This is a genomic window from Streptomyces katrae, assembly GCF_002028425.1.
Taxonomy (GTDB): domain Bacteria; phylum Actinomycetota; class Actinomycetes; order Streptomycetales; family Streptomycetaceae; genus Streptomyces; species Streptomyces katrae_A.
Genome location: NZ_CP020042.1, coordinates 6,080,243 through 6,100,651 on the forward strand (window position 1 = coordinate 6,080,243; position 20,409 = coordinate 6,100,651).

General features: G+C 73.9%; 17 protein-coding genes. 10 read left to right on the forward strand and 7 right to left on the reverse strand.

The window, feature by feature from the left end; genetic code table 11:
- Positions 1–42: 42 nt before the first annotated feature.
- The 3 genes from B4U46_RS27605 to rsgA all read left to right on the forward strand — a co-directional run bounded on the left by B4U46_RS27605 (position 43) and on the right by rsgA (position 3,168).
- Positions 43–1,134 carry a sensor histidine kinase gene (locus tag B4U46_RS27605; RefSeq protein WP_123995253.1) on the forward strand — a complete coding sequence of 364 codons (1,092 nt, stop codon included), beginning with the start codon at positions 43–45 and terminating at the stop codon, positions 1,132–1,134.
- Entirely contained in the window at positions 1,131–1,805 is a 675-nt protein-coding gene (locus tag B4U46_RS27610) for a response regulator (protein ID WP_079430345.1), read from the forward strand. The genes B4U46_RS27605 and B4U46_RS27610 overlap by 4 nt, the downstream gene beginning before the upstream one ends.
- A 259-nt stretch (positions 1,806–2,064) precedes the next feature.
- Positions 2,065–3,168 (forward strand): ribosome small subunit-dependent GTPase A, encoded by a 1,104-nt coding sequence (gene rsgA, locus B4U46_RS27615; protein ID WP_079430346.1) that lies wholly within the window; start codon positions 2,065–2,067, stop codon positions 3,166–3,168.
- Between the two features lie 47 nt (positions 3,169–3,215).
- Here rsgA and B4U46_RS27620 read toward each other — a convergent pair whose 3' ends face one another.
- From B4U46_RS27620 to B4U46_RS27630, 3 genes are all read right to left on the reverse strand, one after another.
- Positions 3,216–4,436: a beta-ketoacyl-[acyl-carrier-protein] synthase family protein gene (locus tag B4U46_RS27620; protein ID WP_079430347.1), complete on the reverse strand. Its 1,221-nt coding sequence runs from the start codon at positions 4,434–4,436 to the stop codon at positions 3,216–3,218.
- A gap of 136 nt (positions 4,437–4,572) precedes the next feature.
- On the reverse strand, positions 4,573–5,055 hold the full coding sequence (locus tag B4U46_RS27625) for a DUF456 domain-containing protein (RefSeq protein WP_079430348.1): 483 nt from the start codon (positions 5,053–5,055) through the stop codon (positions 4,573–4,575).
- Between the two features lie 24 nt (positions 5,056–5,079).
- Positions 5,080–6,060: a helix-turn-helix domain-containing protein gene (locus B4U46_RS27630; protein ID WP_079432020.1), complete on the reverse strand. Its 981-nt coding sequence runs from the start codon at positions 6,058–6,060 to the stop codon at positions 5,080–5,082.
- A 141-nt stretch (positions 6,061–6,201) separates the two neighbouring features.
- Between B4U46_RS27630 and B4U46_RS27635 the strand changes: the two genes are divergently transcribed.
- Both B4U46_RS27635 and B4U46_RS27640 read left to right on the forward strand, forming a co-directional pair.
- Positions 6,202–7,578 carry a protein phosphatase 2C domain-containing protein gene (locus tag B4U46_RS27635; RefSeq protein WP_079430349.1) on the forward strand — a complete coding sequence of 459 codons (1,377 nt, stop codon included), beginning with the start codon at positions 6,202–6,204 and terminating at the stop codon, positions 7,576–7,578.
- Between the two features lie 546 nt (positions 7,579–8,124).
- Positions 8,125–8,502: an ATP-binding protein gene (locus tag B4U46_RS27640; RefSeq protein WP_079430350.1), complete on the forward strand. Its 378-nt coding sequence runs from the start codon at positions 8,125–8,127 to the stop codon at positions 8,500–8,502.
- Between the two features lie 86 nt (positions 8,503–8,588).
- On the opposite strand, the gene B4U46_RS27645 is transcribed toward B4U46_RS27640, so the two are convergent.
- Complete coding sequence (locus tag B4U46_RS27645) at positions 8,589–9,674, reverse strand: DUF2637 domain-containing protein (protein ID WP_079430351.1); 1,086 nt, start codon at positions 9,672–9,674, stop codon at positions 8,589–8,591.
- Positions 9,675–9,866: 192 nt separating this feature from the next.
- On the reverse strand, positions 9,867–10,715 hold the full coding sequence (locus B4U46_RS27650; protein WP_079430352.1) for a (2Fe-2S)-binding protein: 849 nt from the start codon (positions 10,713–10,715) through the stop codon (positions 9,867–9,869).
- Between the two features lie 198 nt (positions 10,716–10,913).
- Between B4U46_RS27650 and B4U46_RS27655 the strand changes: the two genes are divergently transcribed.
- Positions 10,914–11,558, forward strand: a complete 645-nt coding sequence (locus B4U46_RS27655; RefSeq protein WP_237293377.1) for a GntR family transcriptional regulator — start codon at positions 10,914–10,916, stop codon at positions 11,556–11,558.
- 251 nt (positions 11,559–11,809) lie between these two features.
- Here the strand turns inward: B4U46_RS27655 and B4U46_RS27660 are convergent, their stop codons facing one another.
- Positions 11,810–12,568: a hypothetical protein gene (locus B4U46_RS27660; protein WP_185117230.1), complete on the reverse strand. Its 759-nt coding sequence runs from the start codon at positions 12,566–12,568 to the stop codon at positions 11,810–11,812.
- A gap of 192 nt (positions 12,569–12,760) precedes the next feature.
- The gene (locus B4U46_RS27665) at positions 12,761–14,437 is read right to left on the reverse strand and encodes a PucR family transcriptional regulator (RefSeq protein WP_079430355.1); all 1,677 of its coding nucleotides are present in this window, start codon (positions 14,435–14,437) and stop codon (positions 12,761–12,763) included.
- 253 nt (positions 14,438–14,690) lie between these two features.
- On the opposite strand from B4U46_RS27665, the gene B4U46_RS27670 reads away from it, so the two are divergent.
- The 4 genes from B4U46_RS27670 (at position 14,691) to B4U46_RS27685 (ending at position 20,373) form a co-directional block, all read left to right on the forward strand.
- Complete coding sequence (locus B4U46_RS27670; protein ID WP_079430356.1) at positions 14,691–15,584, forward strand: FAD binding domain-containing protein; 894 nt, start codon at positions 14,691–14,693, stop codon at positions 15,582–15,584.
- A 2-nt stretch (positions 15,585–15,586) separates the two neighbouring features.
- Positions 15,587–16,186: a (2Fe-2S)-binding protein gene (locus tag B4U46_RS27675; RefSeq protein ID WP_079430357.1), complete on the forward strand. Its 600-nt coding sequence runs from the start codon at positions 15,587–15,589 to the stop codon at positions 16,184–16,186.
- Positions 16,187–16,188: 2 nt separating this feature from the next.
- Positions 16,189–18,588 (forward strand): xanthine dehydrogenase subunit D, encoded by a 2,400-nt coding sequence (gene pucD / locus B4U46_RS27680; protein WP_079430358.1) that lies wholly within the window; start codon positions 16,189–16,191, stop codon positions 18,586–18,588.
- Between the two features lie 321 nt (positions 18,589–18,909).
- Positions 18,910–20,373 (forward strand): NCS2 family permease, encoded by a 1,464-nt coding sequence (locus B4U46_RS27685; RefSeq protein ID WP_079430359.1) that lies wholly within the window; start codon positions 18,910–18,912, stop codon positions 20,371–20,373.
- Positions 20,374–20,409 lie beyond the last annotated feature (36 nt).

The following is a 20,409-nucleotide window of genomic DNA, read 5'->3' on the forward strand; positions in this document are numbered from 1 at the left end:
CACACCGCCACCCGCGGACCCGCCTGGCTAGAGTGGGCAGGGATGCCGATGTCACGCACCCTGCCCGCGCTCACGAACACCCACGTCAGGATGGCCGTCCAGGCGGCGCTGCTCGTCTGGTTCCTGCACGGCCTGCTCACACCCCCGCCCGGCGCCCCCGCCCTCGCGTGCGGGCTGGCCGGGCTCGCCCTGACCCTCCTCGGCGTCACCCTCCTCGACCGCCGCCCCCGCACCGGGGCGTGGACCCTGGCCGCCGCCCTGGCCGCCGCCTGCGCCACCGGCCTGCTGGCGCCCGCCACCCCCTGGGTGGTCCTCGTCTTCGCCGTGTGCGGCTTCGCCGCGGCCCGCCTCGGGGTGCTGCCCGCCGGCGTCCTGCTCGCCGCCGGGTCGGCCGCGGCCGCCGCCGTCATCCTGCTGCGCTCCCGCGACCCCGTCGAACTGTGGAACGTCGTCGGCCTCTGCGGGATGTTCGCCTACGTGCGGGCCGGCCGCTCCCGGCGCGCCGCCGCCGAGTCCGAGCGCCAGCGCGCCCTGCTGGCCGAGCGGGCCCACGTGGCACGGGAGGTCCACGACATCCTCGCGCACTCCCTCTCCGCCCAGCTCATCCACCTGGAGAGCGCCCGCCTGACCCTGGAGGCCGGCCGCTACGAGGAGGCCGGGGCCCTGGTCGAGCGGGCCCGCACCCTCGCCAAGGGCGGCCTGGAGGAGACCCGCCGCGCCGTCGCCGTGCTGCGCGGCGACACCCCCGCCCCGCGGGAGGCCCTCGCCGCCCTCGCCGAGGAGCACCGACGTACGACGGGCGCCGCGTGCGCCCTCACCGTCGCGGCCGGCCCGCTCCCGCTGCCGCCCGAGGCGGCCCTCGCCGTCGTCCGCACCGCACAGGAGGCCCTGACCAACGCCCGCAAGCACGCCGCCGGGGCCGACGTGGAGATCACCCTCTCCTGTGCCGGCGGCCGCTACGAACTGTGCGTCACCGACTCCGGCGGCACCGGCCCCGCCCCGCACGCCACCACCGGCGGCGGATACGGCCTGGTCGGGATGGCCGAACGGGCCGAACTCATCGGAGCCCGCCTCGACGCCGGGCCGTACGGCCCCGGCTTCCGCGTCCGCCTGGAAGGACCCCTCGCACCGTGAGCGACACCGCAGCCCCGATCCGCGTGGTCGTGGCCGACGACCAGACCGTCGTACGGGAAGGGCTCGTCCTGCTGCTGGGACTGCTGCCCGGCACCGAGGTGGTCGCCGCGGCCGCCGACGGCGCCGAGGCCGTCCGGCTCGTCGCCGAACACGCCCCCGACGTGGTCCTGATGGACCTGCGCATGCCCCGCATGGACGGTGTGGAAGCCACCCGGCTGATCACCGAGAACCACCCCGGCACCGGGGTCGTCGTCCTCACCACCTTCAGCGACGACACCTCCGTCCTGGACGCCCTCAAGGCCGGCGCCCGCGGCTACCTCACCAAGGACGCCGACGCGCAGGAGATCGCCCGCGCCCTGGCCGCCGTACGCGACGGCGCCACCAGCCTCGGCCGCGCGGCCCAGGAACGACTCGTCGCGGCCGCCGTCGCCGCACCGCCGCCGCGCCCCCAAGGGGCCGCCCTGCCCGACGGCCTGACGGCACGTGAGGGCCAGGTGCTCGCCCTGATCGCCGAGGGGCACTCGAACTCCGAGATCGCCCGGCGGCTCACCATCGGCGAATCCACCGTCAAGACGCACATCAACAACCTCTTCGCCAAGACCGGGGTCCGCGACCGCGCCCAGGCCGTGCGCTACGCCTACCGCCACGGGCTGGCGGCCCCGTCCGATTAATTCGGTGGAACGGTCCGACGGGGCCGGGTTATGGTTCCGGGGACGGAAAGCGCGGGGCCCAACCGCCTTCCGGGAGAGCCGCGTCGGCTCGTCGAGGACCCAACAGGAGGTGAGAACGTTGATGACTGTCACGGTGACGGGTGCTGCCCGCGTTCAGGAGTTCGTCTTCGTTTCCGCCCCCGTGGTCTCCGGCTGACCTCACACCTCTGCGCGCGCCGCCGTGCGCGCGCTGCCGGGGCCACCCTGTGAAGGGTTCCCCTTGACTCTCTCTTCCTCCCTTTCCGCACGCCCGCACGCCCTCGCCGCCTACGGCTGGGACGAGACCTGGGCCGCCGAGTTCGCCCCGTACGCCGCCGCCGGACTCCTTCCCGGCCGGGTCGTCCGCGTCGACCGCGGACAGTGCGACGTCATGACCGAGGACGGCGTGATCCGCGCCGACACCGCGTTCGTGACCCCCCACGACCCGCTCCGGGTCATCTGCACGGGCGACTGGGCCGCGGTCGAGGCGACCGGCAGCCCGCGCTACGTGAAGGCCTACCTGCCGCGCCGCACCGCCTTCGTGCGCTCCACCTCCTCGCAGCGGTCCGAGGGGCAGATCCTCGCCGCCAACGTCGACCACGCGATCATCGCGGTCTCGCTGGCCGTCGAGCTCGACCTCGGCCGGATCGAACGCTTCCTCGCCCTGGCGTGGGAGTCGGGTGCCCAGCCGCTGGTCGTACTGACCAAGGCCGACCTGGTCCCCGACCCGGACGCGCTCGCCTACCTCGTCCGGGACGTGGAGACCACCGCGCCCGGCGTCCAGGTCCTCACCGTCTCCTCCCACACGGGGGAGGGCACGGACGTCCTCGCGGCGGTCGTGTCCGGCGGGACCAGCGTCCTCCTGGGGATCTCCGGCGCGGGCAAGTCCACGCTGGCGAACGCCCTCCTCGGCGAGGACGCCATGGACGTCCAGGCCACCCGCGAGGTCGACGGCAAGGGCCGCCACACCACCACCACCCGCAACCTGCTCGCCCTCCCGGGCGGGGGCGTCCTGATCGACACCCCGGGACTGCGGGGCGTGGGGCTCTTCGACGCGGAGGCGGGCGTGGGGCAGGTGTTCTCGGAGATCGAGGACCTCGCCGCCGACTGCCGCTTCCACGACTGCGCGCACGAGGCGGAGCCGGGCTGCGCCGTCCTCGCGGCGGTGGCCGACGGGACGCTCCCGGAACGCCGGCTGGAGAGCTACCGCAAGCTGCTGCGCGAGAACCAGCGCATCGTGGCCAAGACGGACGCCCGCCTGAGGGCGGAGATCCGCCGCGACTGGCGCGTCAAGTCGGCGGTGGGCCGCGCCAACTACGCCGCGAAGCGGGGCGGCCGGGTCTGACCCGCGGTGCGGGCCGGGGTCCCGGCCCGCACCGCGGCACCGGACGGTCAGGCGGACGTGAACAGCAGGGCGGCGTTGTGGCCGCCGAAGCCGAACGCGTTCGACAGGGCGGCGGGCACCGGCATGCGCCGGGGCCCGCCCGCGACCACGTCCAGGCCGATCAGAGGGTCCTGGGACTCCAGGTTGCGGGTCGGCGGGACCACCCCCTCGTACACGGACATCACCGCTGCGAGCGCCCCCACCGCCCCCGCCGCCCCGAACAGGTGGCCCGTCATGGACTTGGTCGCCGTCACCGCGGCGTGCGTGCCGACCGCCTCCCCGAGCGAGCGGGCCTCCACCAGGTCGCCCGCCTGCGTCGACGTCGCGTGCGCGTGCACCAGCGCGACGTCGGCCGGGCCGAGTCCGGCCGAGGCCAGCGCGGTCCGTATCGCGCGCACCTGCCCAGGCGCGTGCGCGGCGGTGATGTGGTGGGCGTCCGAGGTCACCCCGGCCCCCGCCAGCCGCGCGTACACGCGGGCCCCGCGGGCCGCCGCGAACTCCGCCCGCTCCAGGACGAGCAGCCCCGCGCCCTCGCCGATGACGAACCCGTCGCGGCCGGTGTCGAAGGGCCGGCAGGCCGCCCCCGGGGCGTCGTTGCGCGTCGAGTGGGCCCGCGCCTGCGCGAAACCGGCCAGGGGCAGCGGATGCACGCAGGCCTCCGTCCCGCCGGCCACCACCACGTCGGCCCGGCCCAGCCGGATCAGGTCCAGGGCCAGCGCCAGTGCCTCCCCGCCGGAGGCGCAGGCACTGACCGGGGTGTGCGCCCCGGCGCGCGCGCCGAGCTCGATGGACACCCAGGCCGCCGGACCGTTGGCCATCAGCATCGGCACGGTGTGCGGGGAGACCTTGCGCACCCCCGAGGACTCCAGCACGTCGTCCTGCCCGAGCAGGGTCAGCGCCCCGCCCGTCCCGGTCCCGACGACCACGGCGAGCCGCTCCGGCTCCACCGGGGGCCGTCCCGCGTCGGCCCAGGCCTCGCGGGCGGCGACCAGGGCGAGCTGTTCGCACCGGTCCAGGCGCCGGGCCAGGACCCGGTCGAGCACCTCGGCCGGGTCCTGGCGGACCCGCCCGGCGATGCGCACCGGCAGGGAAGCCGCCCAGTCCTCCTCGATGGCGCGGATGCCGTTCTCCCCGCGCAGCATCGCCCGCCAGGTCGCCGCCGCGTCGCCGCCCAGCGGGGTCGTGGCCCCCAGGCCGGTGACGGAAACTTCGGTGATGCCCGTACCCATGACGGATCCCCCTTGTGGTCGTTCCACAGTCGGTCTGACTATGTGTCCCACCACTGTGGCAAGCAACGGCAAGGATTCCAGGCGTGCGCATCGAGCAATTCATGATCACGAATTTGTAGGGTTCAGTGAATGACGGTCAGTCGGTCAGGACCGTCGCCGCCCACGCCGCCACCACGGTCAGGCAGGCCGTCAGCTCCACCAGCACGCTCGTCCCCACCGCCCGCATCACCGCCCGCACCGAGGCCACGGCCTCCCCGTGCGCCCCCAGCCGCCGCCGCTCGCACAGGTAGATCCCGCCCACGAACCCCGGGACCGCCCCCACGACCGGGAGCAGCACGAAGCCGACGAGCGCCCCGGCCCCGGCGTACCGCACCATCCGGCGGGTCACCCCCACCCCCCGCAGCCGCGGCGGCGGCAGGTACGCCGTGACCAGCTGAACCGCCAGCAGCAGCACCGTCGCCCCGGCCAGCAGGCCCCAGGCCGGCGCCGTCCGCTCGTGCAGCGTCCACCACAAGAGCCCTGCCCACACCAGCCAGGTCCCCGGCACCCCGGGCACCAGCACCCCCGCCACCCCGAGCAGCATGACCAGCCCCACCAGGAACAGCTGAGGCAGACCCATGCGCCCAGCGTGCCCGAGGAGGTGCTACCGGGCCACCCAGCCCCGTTCGTACGCGTGCCAGCCCAGCTGGAGCCGGGTGGTCACCCCGGCCAGCTCCATCAGGCCCTTCACCCGGCGCTGGACCGTGCGCAGGCCCAGCTCCAGGTGCTTGGCCACGCTCGAATCCGTCATCCCGGCCAGCAGCAGGGTCAGGATCTCCAGGTCCGTGGTGTCCGGCACGCCGCCCGACTCCTGCGGTGCCCCGGTCGTCCCCAGCCGGAGCGGGACGGCATCGTGCCAGACCGCCTCGAACAGCCCCACCAGCGACTCCAGCAGCCCCGAGGCGTGGACTACGAGCGCCGCCGGCTCCGCGCCGCGCGCCGTCAACGGCACCATGGCCAGGGTGCGGTCCGCGATGACCAGGCTGGTGGGGACCCGGCCCGTCACCCGCACCCGCGCGCCCCGCACCAGCGCCGTCGACGCCTCCCGGATCCCGGTGGGCAGGCCCAGCACGTCCCGCTCGATGACCACCCGGTACGCGACGCCGCGCACGGAGGCCTCCTCCTCCGTCGGCTCGTTCTCCATGCCCGAGACGACCAGCGGCCGCGCGCTCGCCAGGGCGCACACCTCCGCCTGTGCGCCCAGCTGGATCTGGTGGAAGCGGTGCGCGACCGCGCTCGCGCCCGTCACCACCTCCACCAGGTCGTGCACCACCGGGTCCGCGGGCTCCGCCCGGTACTCCCGCGCCAGCAGCTCCGCGGCCTGCTCGGCCTGCTCCAGTTCCTGCCGCTGCCGGGTGAGGAGGGCGCCCAGGGCCACCTCCGGCGGGGCGGCGACCCAGCGGCCGGGACGGGCCGAGGAGCGGGCCGCCAGCCCCTGCCGTTCCAGGCGCCGCAGGGTCCGCTCCGTCTGCGGTACCGGCAGCGTCAGCCGGCGGGCGAGGTCCGCCGCCTCGGCCGCGCCCAGCGCGACCAGCGCGCGGTACGCCGACTCCTGCCCCTCGTCCAGGCCTATGGCACCCAGCACCCCGTCCACCCCACTCTCCGAGCCGTTCGGGCCCATCTTCGCCGCACGGCCGGTCCGTTTGCCAAGGTGGCGCCGCCGGACCGGGGGACCTTTTCGTGCATTCGGGGTTTTCCGCCGCCCGGTGCGGCCGACAATGAGGGCATGAGTCAGCAGGGCGCGCAGGACTGGTGGCAGAAGCTGTACGAGGACCCGCACGCGGAGCCCGGACCCGACCCGGGGGACACGCTGGACCAGCGCTTCCGCTCGGCGTCGGTCCTGGTCGGCGACGACGGCCCGGCACCGCCCGGGGCCGGGCCCGAGCCCCCGCTGCTGCCCGGCCCCCGCCCCGCCGACGCCGCGCCCGCGGGGCCCCCGGTGGCCCCCGAGCCGCCCCCCGGGGCCGGCCCGCCGCTGCGGCTGGACAAGGGCGCGCCGCCGCCCCGGCGGGAGGAGCGCCTGCCGCAGCCCCGGCCCGAGGCCCCCGTGCCGCCGCCCCGGCCGGAGGAGCCCCTGGCGCCGCCCCGGCCCGGCGGGCCCGCCCCGGCACCCCGGTTCGACCATCCCGTGCCGCCGTCCCGGAGCGATCCCCGGGTGGCCGGGGCCACCGGGTACGCCGAGGGGGACCTGGCCGTGCCGCCCGCGCCGGCGGAGGTTCCGCGGGAGCCGGGGCCCGGGCCCCTACCGGAGCCGGCTGGGCGGCCGACGGTCAGCCATCTCGGGGACCGGGCCCCCACCTACGCCGCCGAGCCGGGCGCGCTGCCCGCGGCCGACCCGGCCGCGCTGGACTTCCTCACCCCCGACACCGTCCTGGAGGGGGCCCGCTACGGCACGTACACCCTGCGCGCCGCCTCCCTGCGCGGGGACTCCGCCCGCTACCGGGGCGAAGCCCGCCGGGACTTCCTGCTCACCGCCCGCTTCGGCAGCGGGGACGACGCCCTCGTGCTGGTGGTCCTGGCCGGCGGGGACCGGGCCGCCCCGGGCGCCCGCGAGGCCGCCGCCGAACTCGGGCACTCCGTCGCGGCGGCCGTCGGGCGCAGCCGGGAGCGGCTGGCCGAGGACATCCGGGCGGGCCGCCGCGAAGCCCTGCTCTCCGGGCTCCAGCGTCTCACCGACCGGGGCTACGGGAGGCTGCGGGCCCGGGCCGCCGAACTCGGGCTCGACCAGGAGGCCTACACGGCGGGGCTGCGCGGGCTGCTGCTGCCGCTCGACCCCCAGTGCCCCCACCGGATCTGCTTCGGCGCCGGCGCGGGCGGCATCTTCCGGCTGCGCGCGGGCCGTTGGCAGGACCTGGAGGAGGACACCGCCGGCGCCACCGGTTTCCGGTTCCGCGCCTCCGCGGCCCGTCCGGGTGACACGCTGCTGCTCTGCTCGGGAGGGCTCGCGGACCCCATGCGCGAGGAGGCCCTGCTCCCGGCCGAGCTCGCCGCCCGCTGGTCCCAGGGGGAGCCGCCGGGTCTGGCGGCCTTCCTCGCGGACACCCAGCTGCGGGTCAAGGGATACGCCGACGACCGCACGGCCGCCGCGGTCTGGGAGGCGTGACCGCGCCGTCAAGGGGTGCCACCGCCGGGCGGGGCCGTTCCTCGATGCCGGCGGGAGATTTCCTCCCCCTCGTGCAGTACGGGCCGCCCGTCAAAAGGCCCCACTTCGCCGGTCGGCGGCCGGAAGCGGCGCAGGGGACCGGTCGCATTCCGGCCTCCGTCCGTACGCGGCCGCGCGGTGCGGGCCGCCGCGTGGCACGGGGGCCCGCTCTGGTGGACGGGGTACGGGAGGCCGGAGGGCTGTCGGTTCCACCCAGGGCCGGTGTCCGGAGGGTGACCGGATTCGCACCATCGGACAGCGGCGCCGTGCCGGCCCGGCCGCGGGCGGGGCGCGGCGCATGGCCGGATCCCGTCGCCGCCGCCCGCCCGGCGCCCGGCGGCGAAGGAGTGCGAACCCGCCCCGGGGGCATGCATCCCGTAGACCAGTTCGACAGCCGGGCACAGTAATACGGGGAGGTACATCGCCGTGCGCGTGGGGGCGAAGACCGGTAAGCCGTGGCGCAGAGGGCGGCCGGTGCCGCGCGAACCGTCGCAGGACCAGACGGAGATGACGCGCAGCGTACCGCGGGCCGACCTGAAGGCGGTGGGCCAGGTGCGCAGGGACCTGCGGGAGCTGCTCCGCCACCGCTGCCGGGCCGACACGGCCGAGGTGGCCGAACTGCTGATCACCGAACTCGTCACCAACGCCCTCGTCCACACGGAAGGGGGTGCCGAGGTGTCCGCGAGCGTCAAGGACGCCCGGTTACGGGTCGAGGTCCGCGACGGAGCCGCCCGCCGGCCCCGGCCGCACGTACCGTCCGCCGACGACGGTACGCACGGACGGGGGCTGGTCCTGGTGGAGGCGCTCGCCGACACCTGGGGCGTGGATCCGACGGCGCTCGGGCCGGGCAAGGTGGTCTGGTTCGAGCTGGAGGACGCCGGATAGCGGCACGGTGGCCCGCGGCGTGCGACGGCGGGGCCGCCCGAAGGCTGCCCCGCCGAGGCGGCACGGCGTTCCGGCCGGTGTGCCGGTCAGCCGAACTGCTGCTCCAGGTCCTTCAGTTTGCGCTCCAGTGAGTCGAGCCGGGGGATGGTCTGGGTGTCGTCCTCGGCGGTGAGGTCCACCGTCCGGGGGCCGGCCGGGTCAGCGGACTCGGCCGTGTTCACGGCTTGCAGGGAGGGCCTTCCGGGGGCCCGTCCCAGCGGGGGCTGGGGGAGCAAGGGCAGTTGTCCGGGTTCCGATATGGCCGGCTCCGCGCCGACCGGCGCGGAGCCCGACCCGGGGTTCAGCCCCGGCAGGTCGACCTGACGCGCCCGGGCCCGCCCGAACGCCCTGTTCTGCCGGCCCAGTGCCTTGATGCGGGCGCGGTCCAGACGGTGCTGTTCCCGCCTGCGGTGGCGGTCCTGCTCCCGCTCCCTCTTGTCCTCGCGCACTTCGTCGACCGCCTCGTCGAGGGTGCGGACGCCCTCCAGGAGCATCAGCGACCAGGCGCCGAAGGTCTCGCGGGGGGCCCGCAGCCAGCGGACCATGCGGATCTGCGGGAGCGGGCGCGGGATCAGGCCCTGCTCGCGCAGCGCCGCCCGGCGGGTCTGCTTGAGGGCCCGGTCGAAGAGCACCGCCGCCGAGAGCGACATCCCGGCGAAGAACTGCGGGGCGCCGTCGTGGCCCGAACCCCGGGGCGCGTGCACCCAGTTGAACCAGGCCGCCGCCCCGGCGAACAGCCAGACCAGCATCCGGGAGCCCAGGGCCGCGTCGCCGTGGCTGGCCTCGCGGACGGCGAGCACCGAGCAGAACATGGCGGCGCCGTCGAGGCCGAACGGGACCAGGTACTCCCAGCCGCCGGAGAGGTTGAGGTTCTGCCGGCCGAAGCCGACCAGTCCGTGGAAGGAGAGCGCGGCGGCCACCGCCGCGCAGCAGAAGAGCAGGACGTACGAGGCGGTGCCGTAGACGGCCTCCTTGCGGCGTCGCCGCTCCTCGCTGCGTTCCCAGCTGTCGTCGGCCGCGGCCTTCTCGCCCTCACGCTTGCCCCGGGCCAGTACCGCCACTGCCGCAAGCACGCCCAGGATCAACAGGCTGCCGGGCAGCAGCCAGTCCAGCGATATGTCGGTCAGTCTCATGCGGTTGTCCCTTGCCTCGCGTATGCGGCGTTCCGGGCGTCATAGTGACGCAGCCGGTCCCTGGTGCACGTGGGTTTCGGGTCAAGTGGACGCCAACGGGGGGCGGGTCCCGTCGGATAGGGTGTTGTGTCTCGAACTCCTGCTCGTAAGCGCCGAGTTGAGTTCGAATTCGCTTCATCCGGCGGGGTGGGTTCAGCCGGTGGCGGCCGTGAGCCGGGCGACCCTTTCGGTGTCGCGGGTGCGGGGGCAGGTCGTACAGGTGTCCTCGGGGCGGACCGTGTAGAAGAAGCAGCAGCCGGCCCGGTCCCGGGTGGTGAGCTCCGTCCCGCCGGGGCCGGCGAGCGTACGGAACCGCGCGCCGCCCGGGTACGGGGCGAGCGCGCCCGGCAGGAGCCGCTCCAGCTCGCGCACCGCCCGCTGCTCCTCGCCGAGCAGGCTCCCGAGGTACCACAGGCTCTCGGTCACCTCGTCGGTGGCCGTGGCCCACAGGGCGCGCGGCCCGCGCCGCATCCGCGGGCCGAACCCCTCGAGCAGCGGCCCGAGGTGCTCGGCCACCGCAGCCCGCACCTCCTGGCGCAGCTCCTCCTCGCCGGCCACGGTCCGCGCGCCGGGGAGGGCCGCCGCGGGGTCGCCGGGCAGGCAGGCGAACTCCTCGACGCGTACGGCCATCCGCCCCTCGGTCCGCTGGAAGGCCACCCGGTCCACGGGGAGCCGGGGCACCCGGCGGTCCAGGAACCAGGGGATGGTGATCAGCAGACAGGCCGGCCAGGCGTACCGGTGCAGCCCGAAGCCGGCCGCCACGTCGGGCCGCGCCGGGCGCCCGTAGTCCCGTACGACCTGGGCCGCGTCCCAGGCGAGATGGGAGTCGAGCGCCTCGCCGCCCGCCGCGAGCTCGTGCGCGCCGATCCATCCCGCACCGCTGGGGAGGGGTTCGTGCGCGGCGTGCTCGCGGATCCGCAGTCCGGGGTAGGCGGCCGTCAGGCGCTCGTAGGCGCCCGCCACCGGAGAGCCGGGCGGGGCGGGGGCGGGCGAGCCGGACATCACGGACCACCGAATCACACGGAGTGGGCAAGGTTAGCCTTACCTTAACTGATCTCCGCCGAGCGGGCCGTGCCGTGCCCGTCGCCTATCCTCGGAACCGGTCGAGACCCGGAGGAGGACCGAGTGCACGAAGCGGCCCATGCCCTGGTGTCGGAACCGTCGGAGCCGTCGGAGCCGGCGGGGGCCTTCGAGGCTTCCGTGCCGGTGGTACCGGCCCAGGTCCAGAAGGTGCTGCGCCATTCGGTGCGCGGACAGGTCCTCGTCGCGCTGCGCGCGGCGCTGGTCGACGGGGAGCTGGTGCCGGGGGAGATCTACTCGGGCCCGGCGCTCGGCGATCGCTTCGGGGTCTCCGCGACCCCGGTCCGCGAGGCGATGCAGCAGCTGGCGCTGGAGGGGGCGGTGGAATGCCTGCCCAACCGGGGGTTCCGGGTGCTGACCCGTACCGCCCGGAGCCTGGCGGAGCTGGCCGAGGTGCGGGCGCTGCTGGAGGTCCCGGTGATGCTCCGGCTGGCCCGCTCCGTGCCGGCCGCCACCTGGGAGGCCCTGCGCCCGGCGGCCCATGCCACGGCCGAGGCGGCCGCCGCGGGGGACCTGCCGGCGTACGGGGAGGCGGACCGGGCCTTCCACCGGGCGGTGCTCTCGCTGGCGGACAACGGCCAGCTGGTGCAGGTCGCGGAGGAACTCCACCGGCGTGCGCAGTGGCCCCTGCCGGGGGCTCCGCGGGTGCGGCAGGCCGATCTGGTGGCCGATGCGGCGGAGCATGCGGCGCTGCTGGAGGCGCTGATCGCGCGGGACCTCCCGGTGGTCGAGTCCCTGGTCCGCGAACACTTCGCGGGCGCCTAGCCCCTCCGTCTCCCGCTGCGCGGTACCGTCTCCCCGCCCCGCCCCGCCCCGCCCCGCCCCGCGCAGCGGCAACGGTCGGCAGCCGACCACCGGCCCCCGGCCCCGGCCCCCGGCCCCGGCCCCGCCCGGCCGCCGGCGGACGGAGTCCGTCGCAGCGGCGCGATGCCGGGGAGGCGCCCCCGGCGCCGAGCCGCGCGAGCGGTGCGTCAAGAGGGGAGGCGCCCCCGGCGCCGAGCCGCGCGAGCGGTGCATCAAGAGGGAACGGGGTGGAGTTGGTCCGCCAGCCAGGTCGGGATGCCGCCCAGGAGGTGGAACAGCCGCCGGGCCTCCGCCCGCAGCCGGGACGCCTCCGGCTCCGGCTCCGCCTCCGCCAGCGCGGCCAGCGCGGGGGCCGTGCCCACCAGGAAGCCCAGGTCCTCGCGGATCCGCAGGGACTCCTCGAAGCCCTTGCGGGCCTCCGCCACCTCCCCGTCCCGCAGCGCCAGCGCGGCCAGGTGCCGCCAGGTGAAGGACAGCAGCAGCGTGTCCCCGTGGGCCTCCGCCCCCGCGTGGGCGCGCCGGTAGGCCGGCAGGGCCGCCTGCGGGGCGTCGGCCAGGTGTTCGGCCACCAGCCCCCGCCGGAAGTCCAGCAGCGGGCGGGTCCGCGACCCCGGGGACAGCAGGGCCGCCGCCCGGCCCAGCGCCGAGCGGGCCTCGTCCGCCCGGTCCCGTACGCCGAGCACCGTGGCGGCGTAGGCCAGCTGGCCCCGCTCGCAGGCGGCCGCCCCCCGCTCGTCGTCGTTGCGGGCCGTGGCCTCGGCCAGCCGAAGCGCGTCCTCCGCCTCGCTCCAGCCCTGGCCGGTGAACAGGCACCGTTCCACCAGGAGCGCGGTCCGCTGGACCGCCGCCCCGGCCTCGTGGGCGTGCGGTGTCAGCAGGGCCGCCGCGTCCGTCCAACAGCCGCGCGAGCGCAGCCGCCATATCGCCCGCTGGAGGGGGTCGTCGCCCCCGGTTGATCCCGCACCGGACATGGCGGTATCCGCCACATTGCCCTCCCCGAAGCAGCCAGCAGCAACCAAGCAGCACGTCGTTGAGCCCTGGGGCGAAATGAGAGCACGGATCGGCTGCATCGGCCAAGGGGTCGGGTGAACTCTTTCACAAAGTCCGGACGGTTCGTCAGCGCCCCCCGTCCGGCCCCTTCGTGCCTGCCTGGTCGTATTCGGTCAGCTCATGCGCAGTGCCAGGAAGAAGTCCAGCTTGTCCTCCAGGCGCGAGAGGTCGCGCGCCGTCAGCTGCTCGATTCGCCCGACCCGGTAACGCAGCGTGTTGACGTGGAGGTGCAGCCGCGTCGCGCAGCGGGTCCAGGAGCCGTCGCAGTCGAGGAACGCCTCCAGGGTGGGGATGAGTTCCGCCCGGTGCCGGCGGTCGTAGTCCCGCAGCGGGTCCAGCAGCCGGGCCGTGAAGGCGCGGCGCACGTCGTCCGGCACGAACGGCAGCAGCAGCACGTGCGAGGCGAGCTCGTGGTGGCCCGCGGCGCAGACCCGGCCGGGGCGGGCGGCGGCCACCCGGCGGGCGTGCCGCGCCTCCTCCAGCGCCCCGCGCAGCCCCTCGGCGGAGTGCACCGCCGCGCTGACGCCCAGCGTGAGCCGGCCGTCGTCGGCCAGGCCAGCCGCCAGCGGCTCGCGCACGGTCGCCAGCAGCGCGTCGGCGTGCAGGGCGGAGTCCGGGCCCTTGTCCTCGCCGGCCTCGCCGGAGAGGGCGGGCAGCGGCACGAGGGCGATCGCCTCGTCCCCGGCGTGGGCCACCGCGATCCGGTCGGACGGTTCCGGCCCGGACAGCGACGGGTCGACGAGGATCTCCTCCAGCAGCGACTGGGCCACCGGGCCGCCGGGGATGTCCCCGTTCTCCCAGTCCACCCGCGCCACCACGACCTGCCAGTGCGGGGCGGAGCCCAGCCCGGGCAGCAGCACCGGCGCGGCCACCCGCAGGCGGGCGGCGATCTCGGCGGGCGGCGCGCCCGTCTGGACCAGTTCCAGCACCTCCTGCGCCAGCCGGCGGCGCACCGTACGGGCCGCGTCGCGGCGGTCCCGCTCGACGGCGATCAGCTGAGTGACGCCCTGGAGCAGGTCGAGCCGCTCGGCCGGCCAGTCCCCGGCGTCGGCCTCGACGGCCAGCAGCCAGTCCGACAGCACGGTTTCGCGCACGTCACGGGCCCCGGGGCCCTGACCCCGGCCCGCTCCCCTGATCGGGAAGAGGGAGTAGGTAATACCCTGGATGGACAGCCGGTGCGGGCCCCTTCGGCCGGTCCGGACCGCCGCGAGGTGTTCGCTCGCCAGCGTCGCGCAGACGCCCGGGGCCAGGGGTTCACCCGCCCCGGCGATCTGCCGCCCGGTGGGGGAGAGCACCCAGGCCCGCAGATCGAGGTCCGTGGTGAGCAGATCCAGCACCACATCGGGTCCGCCACCCGCCGGCCCCGAGGTCATCAGCCGCCGGTGGCGGTCCACGACGGCCGCGAGGTCGCCCGCGCGCTCGCCCGAGACCTGCCGCACCACGTATTCCGTGATGGTGGCGAATGCAACGTCCTCGTTCACGGCGAAGAGCGGGAGCCGGTTGCGCCGACAGGCTGAAACCAGATCATCGGGAATGTCGCCGAGCTCCGCCTCGCCCGCCGCGAGGCCGGCCACCCCGGCACTCGCAAGGATTCGTACGAATGGCTCGGAGTCGGCTGAATTTCTTCGCCATGCCAGGCCGGTGAGGACGAGTTCTCCTCCCGAGAGGTATCGGCTGGGATCCCTCAGGTCGGTCGTCATGACCCCGCGGACCGTCCGGTCGAGTTCTTCCTCGCCGCCCAGCAGCCGCAGCCCCAGCGCCTCGGTTTCCAGCAGTGCGCGCAGCCGCATGATGTCGCCGCCGATCTGTCTCGAATGTTGCCGTTGGAAATCGGGCAGGTCGTCGCATCCTGCCTTTCATACGAATCTACAAGACGGGAGAGGCACCCAGCCAACTCCTTCATGGTTTCGGTGACTGCACCCGGGGACGCGCGGCTTGTGTACTGGCTCCACACCGCGTTAACAGCACGTGAACGACCAGTCGAGGGCCCCTAGGCCTCCTGGCTTGAAGTGAACGGCCCGACTAAGAAGAAGAGAGCCGCACATGGACTTCCTTCGCCCCGCCAGCTGGGAGGAGGCACTCGCCGCCAAGGCCGAGTACCCCACAGCTGTGCCGATTGCGGGTGGCACCGACATCATGGTCGAGATCAACTTCGACCACCGCCGTCCGGAATACCTCCTGGACCTCAACCGCATCGAGCTGCTGCGGGAGTGGGAGGTCGGCGAGGAGGTCACCAAGCTGGGTGCCTCCGTCCCGTACACCCAGATCATGGAGAACCTGCGCGGTACGCTCCCGGGTCTCGCGCTCGCCTCGCACACGGTCGCGTCCCCGCAGATCCGCAACCGCGGCGGTGTCGGCGGCAACCTCGGCTGCGCCTCGCCCGCCGGCGACTCCCACCCCGCCCTGCTGGCCGCCGGCTGCGAGGTCGAGGTGGAGTCCGTACGCGGCTCCCGCATGATCCCGATCGACGAGTTCTACACCGGCGTGAAGCGCAACGCGCTCGCCGCCGACGAACTGATCAAGTCGGTGCACATCAAGAACGCCACGGGCCCCCAGCAGTACTCGAAGGTCGGCACCCGCAACGCGATGGTCATCGCCGTGTGCGGCTTCGGCCTCGCGCTGCACCCCGACACCCGTACCGTCCGTACGGGCATCGGCTCCGCCGCCCCGACCCCCGTCCGGGCCAAGGCCGCCGAGGAATTCCTGAACGCCGCGCTCGAAGAGGGCGGTTTCTGGGACAACGGCAAGGTCATCACCCCGTCGATCGCCAAGCAGTTCGGTGAGCTCGCCTCCGCCGCGTGCAACCCGATCGACGACGTCCGCGGCACGGCGAAGTACCGCCGTCACGCGGTTGGCATCCTTGCTCGCCGCCAGCTCGTCTGGACCTGGGAGCAGTACCGCGGCACCAACGGCCGCTCGCTTGAAGGGGCTGCGTAATCATGCGCGTCAATTTCACCGTCAACGGTCGTCCGCAGGAAGCCGACGACGTCTGGGAGGGCGAGTCCCTCCTCTACGTGCTGCGCGAGCGCCTGGGCCTGCCCGGCTCGAAGAACGCCTGTGAGCAGGGCGAGTGCGGTTCCTGCACCGTCCGCCTCGACGGCGTGCCGGTCTGTTCCTGCCTGGTCGCGGCCGGTCAGGTCGAGGGCCGCGACGTCGTGACCGTCGAGGGCCTGGCCGACTTCGCCAAGCAGCGCGAGGAGCACGGCCACGCCTGTGGCACCAGCGCCTGCGGCGGCGGCAAGGGCGTGTCCACGGACGAGGCCAAGCACTGGTCCGCCAAGGGCACCGACTCCCAGACGGGTGAGGGCGTCGAGCTCTCCAACATCCAGCAGGCGTTCATCGACGCCGGCGCCGTCCAGTGCGGTTTCTGCACCCCGGGTCTGCTCGTGCAGGCCGACGCGCTGCTGGAGAGCAACGCGTCCCCGTCCGACCAGGACATCCGTGAGGCCCTGTCCGGCAACCTCTGCCGCTGCACGGGCTACGAGAAGATCCTCGACGCGGTCCGCCTCGCGGCCGCCCGTCAGGGAGAGGCTGTCTGATCATGGCCAACACCCGCACCACGCCTTCCGGGACCCCGACGAACGTCACCCAGAAGCACACCAAGGGCGGCATCGGCGAGTCCACGCTCCGCCCGGACGGCACCCTCAAGGTCACCGGTGAGTTCGCGTACTCCTCGGACATGTGGCACGAGGACATGCTGTGGGGCCAGACCCTGCGCAGCACCGTCGCCCACGCCGAGATCGTCTCCATCGACATCTCCGAGGCCCTGGCCATGCCGGGCGTCTACTCGGTGCTGACGTACGACGACCTGCCGGCCGAGATGAAGAACTACGGCCTGGAGATCCAGGACACCCCGGTCCTCGCCAACGGCCGGGTACGCCATCACGGCGAGCCGGTCGCCCTCGTGGCCGCCGACCACCCGGAGACCGCCCGCCGCGCGGCCGCCAAGATCAAGATCGACTACAAGGAGCTGCCGCTCGTCACGGACGAGGCCTCCGCCCTCGCCGCCGACGCGCCGCTGCTCCACCCGGGCCGCGACGACCACCACGCCGGTCACGTCCCGCACCCCAACATCGTGCACCGCCAGCCGATCATCCGCGGCAACGTGGAGGAGGCCCGCAAGCGGGCCGACGTGATCGTCGAGGGCGAGTACACCTTCGGCATGCAGGACCAGGCCTTCCTCGGCCCGGAGTCCGGCCTCGCCGTGCCCTCCGAGGACGGCGGTGTCGACCTCTACGTCGCCACCCAGTGGCTGCACTCGGACCTCAAGCAGATCGCCCCCGTCCTCGGTCTGCCCGAGGAGAAGGTGCGCATGACGCTCTCCGGCGTCGGCGGTGCCTTCGGCGGCCGCGAGGACATCTCGATGCAGATCCACGCCTGCCTCCTGGCCCTGGCCACGGGCAAGCCGGTCAAGATCGTCTACAACCGCTTCGAGTCCTTCTTCGGCCACGTGCACCGCCACCCGGCGAAGCTCTGGTACGAGCACGGCGCCACCAAGGACGGCAAGATCACGCACATGAAGTGCAAGATCGTGCTCGACGGGGGCGCCTACGCCTCGGCCTCCCCGGCCGTCGTCGGCAACGCCTCCTCCCTCTCGGTGGGCCCGTACGTCATCGACGACGTGGACATCGAGGCGATCGCGCTCTACACGAACAACCCGCCCTGCGGCGCGATGCGCGGCTTCGGCGCCGTCCAGGCGTGCTTCGCGTACGAGGCCCAGATGGACAAGCTCGCGGCGAAGCTGGGCATGGACCCGGTCGAGTTCCGCCAGCTGAACGCCATGGAGATGGGCACGATCATGCCCACCGGCCAGGTCGTGGACTCCCCGGCCCCGGTCGCCGAGCTGCTGCGCCGGGTCAAGGCCCGCCCGCTGCCGCCGGAGCGCCAGTGGGAGACCGCCGGCGAGGCCGCGGACCTGCGCGCGCTGCCGGGTGGTCTGTCCAACACCACCCACGGCGAGGGCGTCGTGCGCGGCGTCGGCTACGCGGTCGGCATCAAGAACGTCGGCTTCTCCGAGGGCTTCGACGACTACTCCACCGCCCGCGTGCGCCTGGAGGTCATCAACGGCGAGCCCGTCGCGATGGTCCACACGGCCATGGCGGAGGTCGGCCAGGGCGGTGTCACCGTCCACGCGCAGATCGCCCGCACCGAGCTGGGCGTCACGCAGGTGACCATCCACCCGGCCGACACGCAGGTCGGCTCCGCCGGTTCCACGTCCGCCTCGCGGCAGACGTACATGACCGGTGGCGCCGTGAAGAACACCTGCGAGGCCGTGCGCGAGGCGCTGCTGGAGATGGGCCGCCGCAAGAACGGCTCGTACCACCCGGCGTGGGCCCACGCGGAGCTCCTGCTGGAGGGCGGCAAGGTCGTCACGGACGGCGGTGAGGTCCTGGCGGACATCGCCGACATCCTCGAGGACGAGGCCATCGACCTCGAACTCGAGTTCCGTCACCGTCCGACCGTCGCGTTCGACCTGGTCACCGGCCAGGGCGACGGCCACGTCCAGTACACCTTCGCCGCGCACCGCGCGGTCGTCGAGGTGGACACCGAGCTCGGTCTGGTCAAGGTCGTCGAGCTGGCGACCGCCCAGGACGTCGGCAAGGCGCTCAACATGCTCTCCGTCGTCGGCCAGATCCAGGGTGGTACCACCCAGGGCCTCGGCGTGGCGGTCATGGAAGAGATCATCGTGGACCCGAAGACCGCGAAGGTGCGCAACCCCTCCTTCACGGACTACCTGATCCCGACCATCCTCGACACCCCGACCATCCCGGTCGACGTCCTGGAGCTCGCCGACCCGAACGCGCCCTACGGCCTGCGCGGCCTGGGCGAGGCCCCGACCCTGTCGTCCACCCCGGCCGTCCTCGCGGCGATCCGGGCGGCGACCGGTCTGGAGCTCAACAAGACGCCGATCCGTCCGGAAGCCCTCACCGGGACCCTCTAGGAACGGCCCGGTCCGGGGGCCGAGAGGCCCCCGGACCCCCTGGACTCTCCGGGCGGTGCGGACACGGGAACGTCACACTTGCCGCCCGCACCGCCCGGAGCACCGAAGTAACCGCACCGCTCGCGGTCAGCTTCACCCGCAGCACCCCTGCGAAACCCCCCCGTAGTACCAGCGGTCACCCCGCACTACCCGCAGTACACGCAGTGCACTTTCGCGTCGCCTCGGGCCGTCACCCCGGGTCGTGCAGCCAACGCAATTTCCCAAATCCCGCGTCTCCAATCTTTATGCGGGTGCCCCTTTGAACCTTGGGAGTCAGGCACCATGACCCAGTCGTCTGTGGAGCCCAAGACCACCGCGGAAGAGGCCGGCGACGGCTCTCTGAACCCCGCCGGGCGTTCTTGGCTCGACCGTTACTTTCACATCACCCATAGAGGGTCGACCGTCGGCACCGAGATTCGTGGCGGCGTCACGACCTTCATGGCCATGGCGTACATCCTCCTGCTCAACCCGCTGATCCTCTCCGGCAAGGACGTCGCCGGCGACACGATGAGCCAGAAGGCCCTGATCACGGCCACCGCCTTCGCCGCGGCCGCGACCACCCTCCTGATGGGCTTCATCGGCAAGGTCCCGCTGGTCCTGGCCGCGGGTCTGTCCGTCTCCGGCGTCCTGTCCTCGCAGGTCGCCCCGCAGATGACCTGGCCGCAGGCCATGGGCATGTGCGTCATGTACGGCGTCGTGATCTGTCTCCTGGTCGTCACCGGCCTCCGGGAGATGATCATGAACGCGATCCCGCTCGCGCTCAAGCACGCGATCACCATGGGCATCGGCATGTTCGTCGCCCTGATCGGTCTCGTGAAGGCCGGCTTCGTCGGCAAGGGCCCCGAGTTCGGTCCCCCCGTCCAGCTCGGTTCGGTCGGCGAGCTCGCCGGCTGGCCCGTCCTGATCTTCTGCCTCACCCTGCTGGCGATCTTCATGCTCCAGGCCCGCAAGGTCCCGGGCGCCATCCTGATCGGCATCGTCGGCGGCACCGTCCTCGCGGCCATCGTCAACGCCGTCGTGGACATCGACCCGAAGGCCTGGAAGAACGGCCCGCCGGTCCTCGACGGCTCCGCCATCTCGATGCCCGACTTCTCGCTCTTCGGCAAGGTCGAGTTCGGCGGCTGGGGCGACGTCGGTGTCATGACCGTCGGCATGATCGTCTTCACCCTCGTGCTCGCCGGCTTCTTCGACGCCATGGCCACCATCATCGGCGTCGGCACCGAGGCCAAGCTGGCCGACGACCAGGGCCGCATGCCGGGCCTGTCCAAGGCGCTGTTCATCGACGGTGCCGGTGGCGCCATCGGCGGCATCGCCGGCGGCTCCGGCCAGACGGTCTTCGTCGAGTCCGCCACCGGCGTCGGCGAGGGCGCCCGCACGGGTCTCGCCTCCGCCGTCAGCGGTCTGCTCTTCGCCGCCTGCCTCTTCTTCACCCCGATCACGCAGATCGTCCCGGGTGAGGTCGCCTCCGCGGCCCTGGTCGTCATCGGCGCGATGATGATGCAGAACGCCCGCCACGTGGACTGGGCCGACGCCGCGACCGCGATCCCGGTCTTCCTGACCGTCGTGATCATGCCGTTCACGTACTCGATCACCCCCGGTGTCGCCGCCGGTGTGCTCTCCTACGTGGCCATCAAGGTCGCGCAGGGCAAGGCCCGCGAGATCGGTGCCTTCATGTGGGCGCTCACCGTCGTCTTCCTGATCTTCTTCGCGCTCCACCCCATCGAGGCGTGGCTCGGCGTGAAGTAGTCCGGCGAAGATCGGTACCGACCCGGCCGGCACCGG

Excerpts from the sequence above, each read along its gene's own strand:
- B4U46_RS27605 (WP_123995253.1), top strand. The coding sequence starts at position 43 with ATGCCGATGTCACGCACCCTGCCCGCGCTCACGAACACCCACGTCAGG.
- B4U46_RS27620 (WP_079430347.1), bottom strand. The coding sequence starts at position 4,436 with ATGGGTACGGGCATCACCGAAGTTTCCGTCACCGGCCTGGGGGCCACG.
- B4U46_RS27625 (WP_079430348.1), bottom strand. The coding sequence starts at position 5,055 with ATGGGTCTGCCTCAGCTGTTCCTGGTGGGGCTGGTCATGCTGCTCGGG.
- B4U46_RS27635 (WP_079430349.1), top strand. The coding sequence starts at position 6,202 with ATGAGTCAGCAGGGCGCGCAGGACTGGTGGCAGAAGCTGTACGAGGAC.
- B4U46_RS27640 (WP_079430350.1), top strand. The coding sequence starts at position 8,125 with ATGACGCGCAGCGTACCGCGGGCCGACCTGAAGGCGGTGGGCCAGGTG.
- B4U46_RS27645 (WP_079430351.1), bottom strand. The coding sequence starts at position 9,674 with ATGAGACTGACCGACATATCGCTGGACTGGCTGCTGCCCGGCAGCCTG.
- B4U46_RS27650 (WP_079430352.1), bottom strand. The coding sequence starts at position 10,715 with ATGTCCGGCTCGCCCGCCCCCGCCCCGCCCGGCTCTCCGGTGGCGGGC.
- B4U46_RS27660 (WP_185117230.1), bottom strand. The coding sequence starts at position 12,568 with ATGTCCGGTGCGGGATCAACCGGGGGCGACGACCCCCTCCAGCGGGCG.
- B4U46_RS27665 (WP_079430355.1), bottom strand. The coding sequence starts at position 14,437 with ATGCGGCTGCGCGCACTGCTGGAAACCGAGGCGCTGGGGCTGCGGCTG.
- B4U46_RS27670 (WP_079430356.1), top strand. The coding sequence starts at position 14,691 with ATGGACTTCCTTCGCCCCGCCAGCTGGGAGGAGGCACTCGCCGCCAAG.
- B4U46_RS27675 (WP_079430357.1), top strand. The coding sequence starts at position 15,587 with ATGCGCGTCAATTTCACCGTCAACGGTCGTCCGCAGGAAGCCGACGAC.
- pucD (WP_079430358.1), top strand. The coding sequence starts at position 16,189 with ATGGCCAACACCCGCACCACGCCTTCCGGGACCCCGACGAACGTCACC.
- B4U46_RS27685 (WP_079430359.1), top strand. The coding sequence starts at position 18,910 with ATGACCCAGTCGTCTGTGGAGCCCAAGACCACCGCGGAAGAGGCCGGC.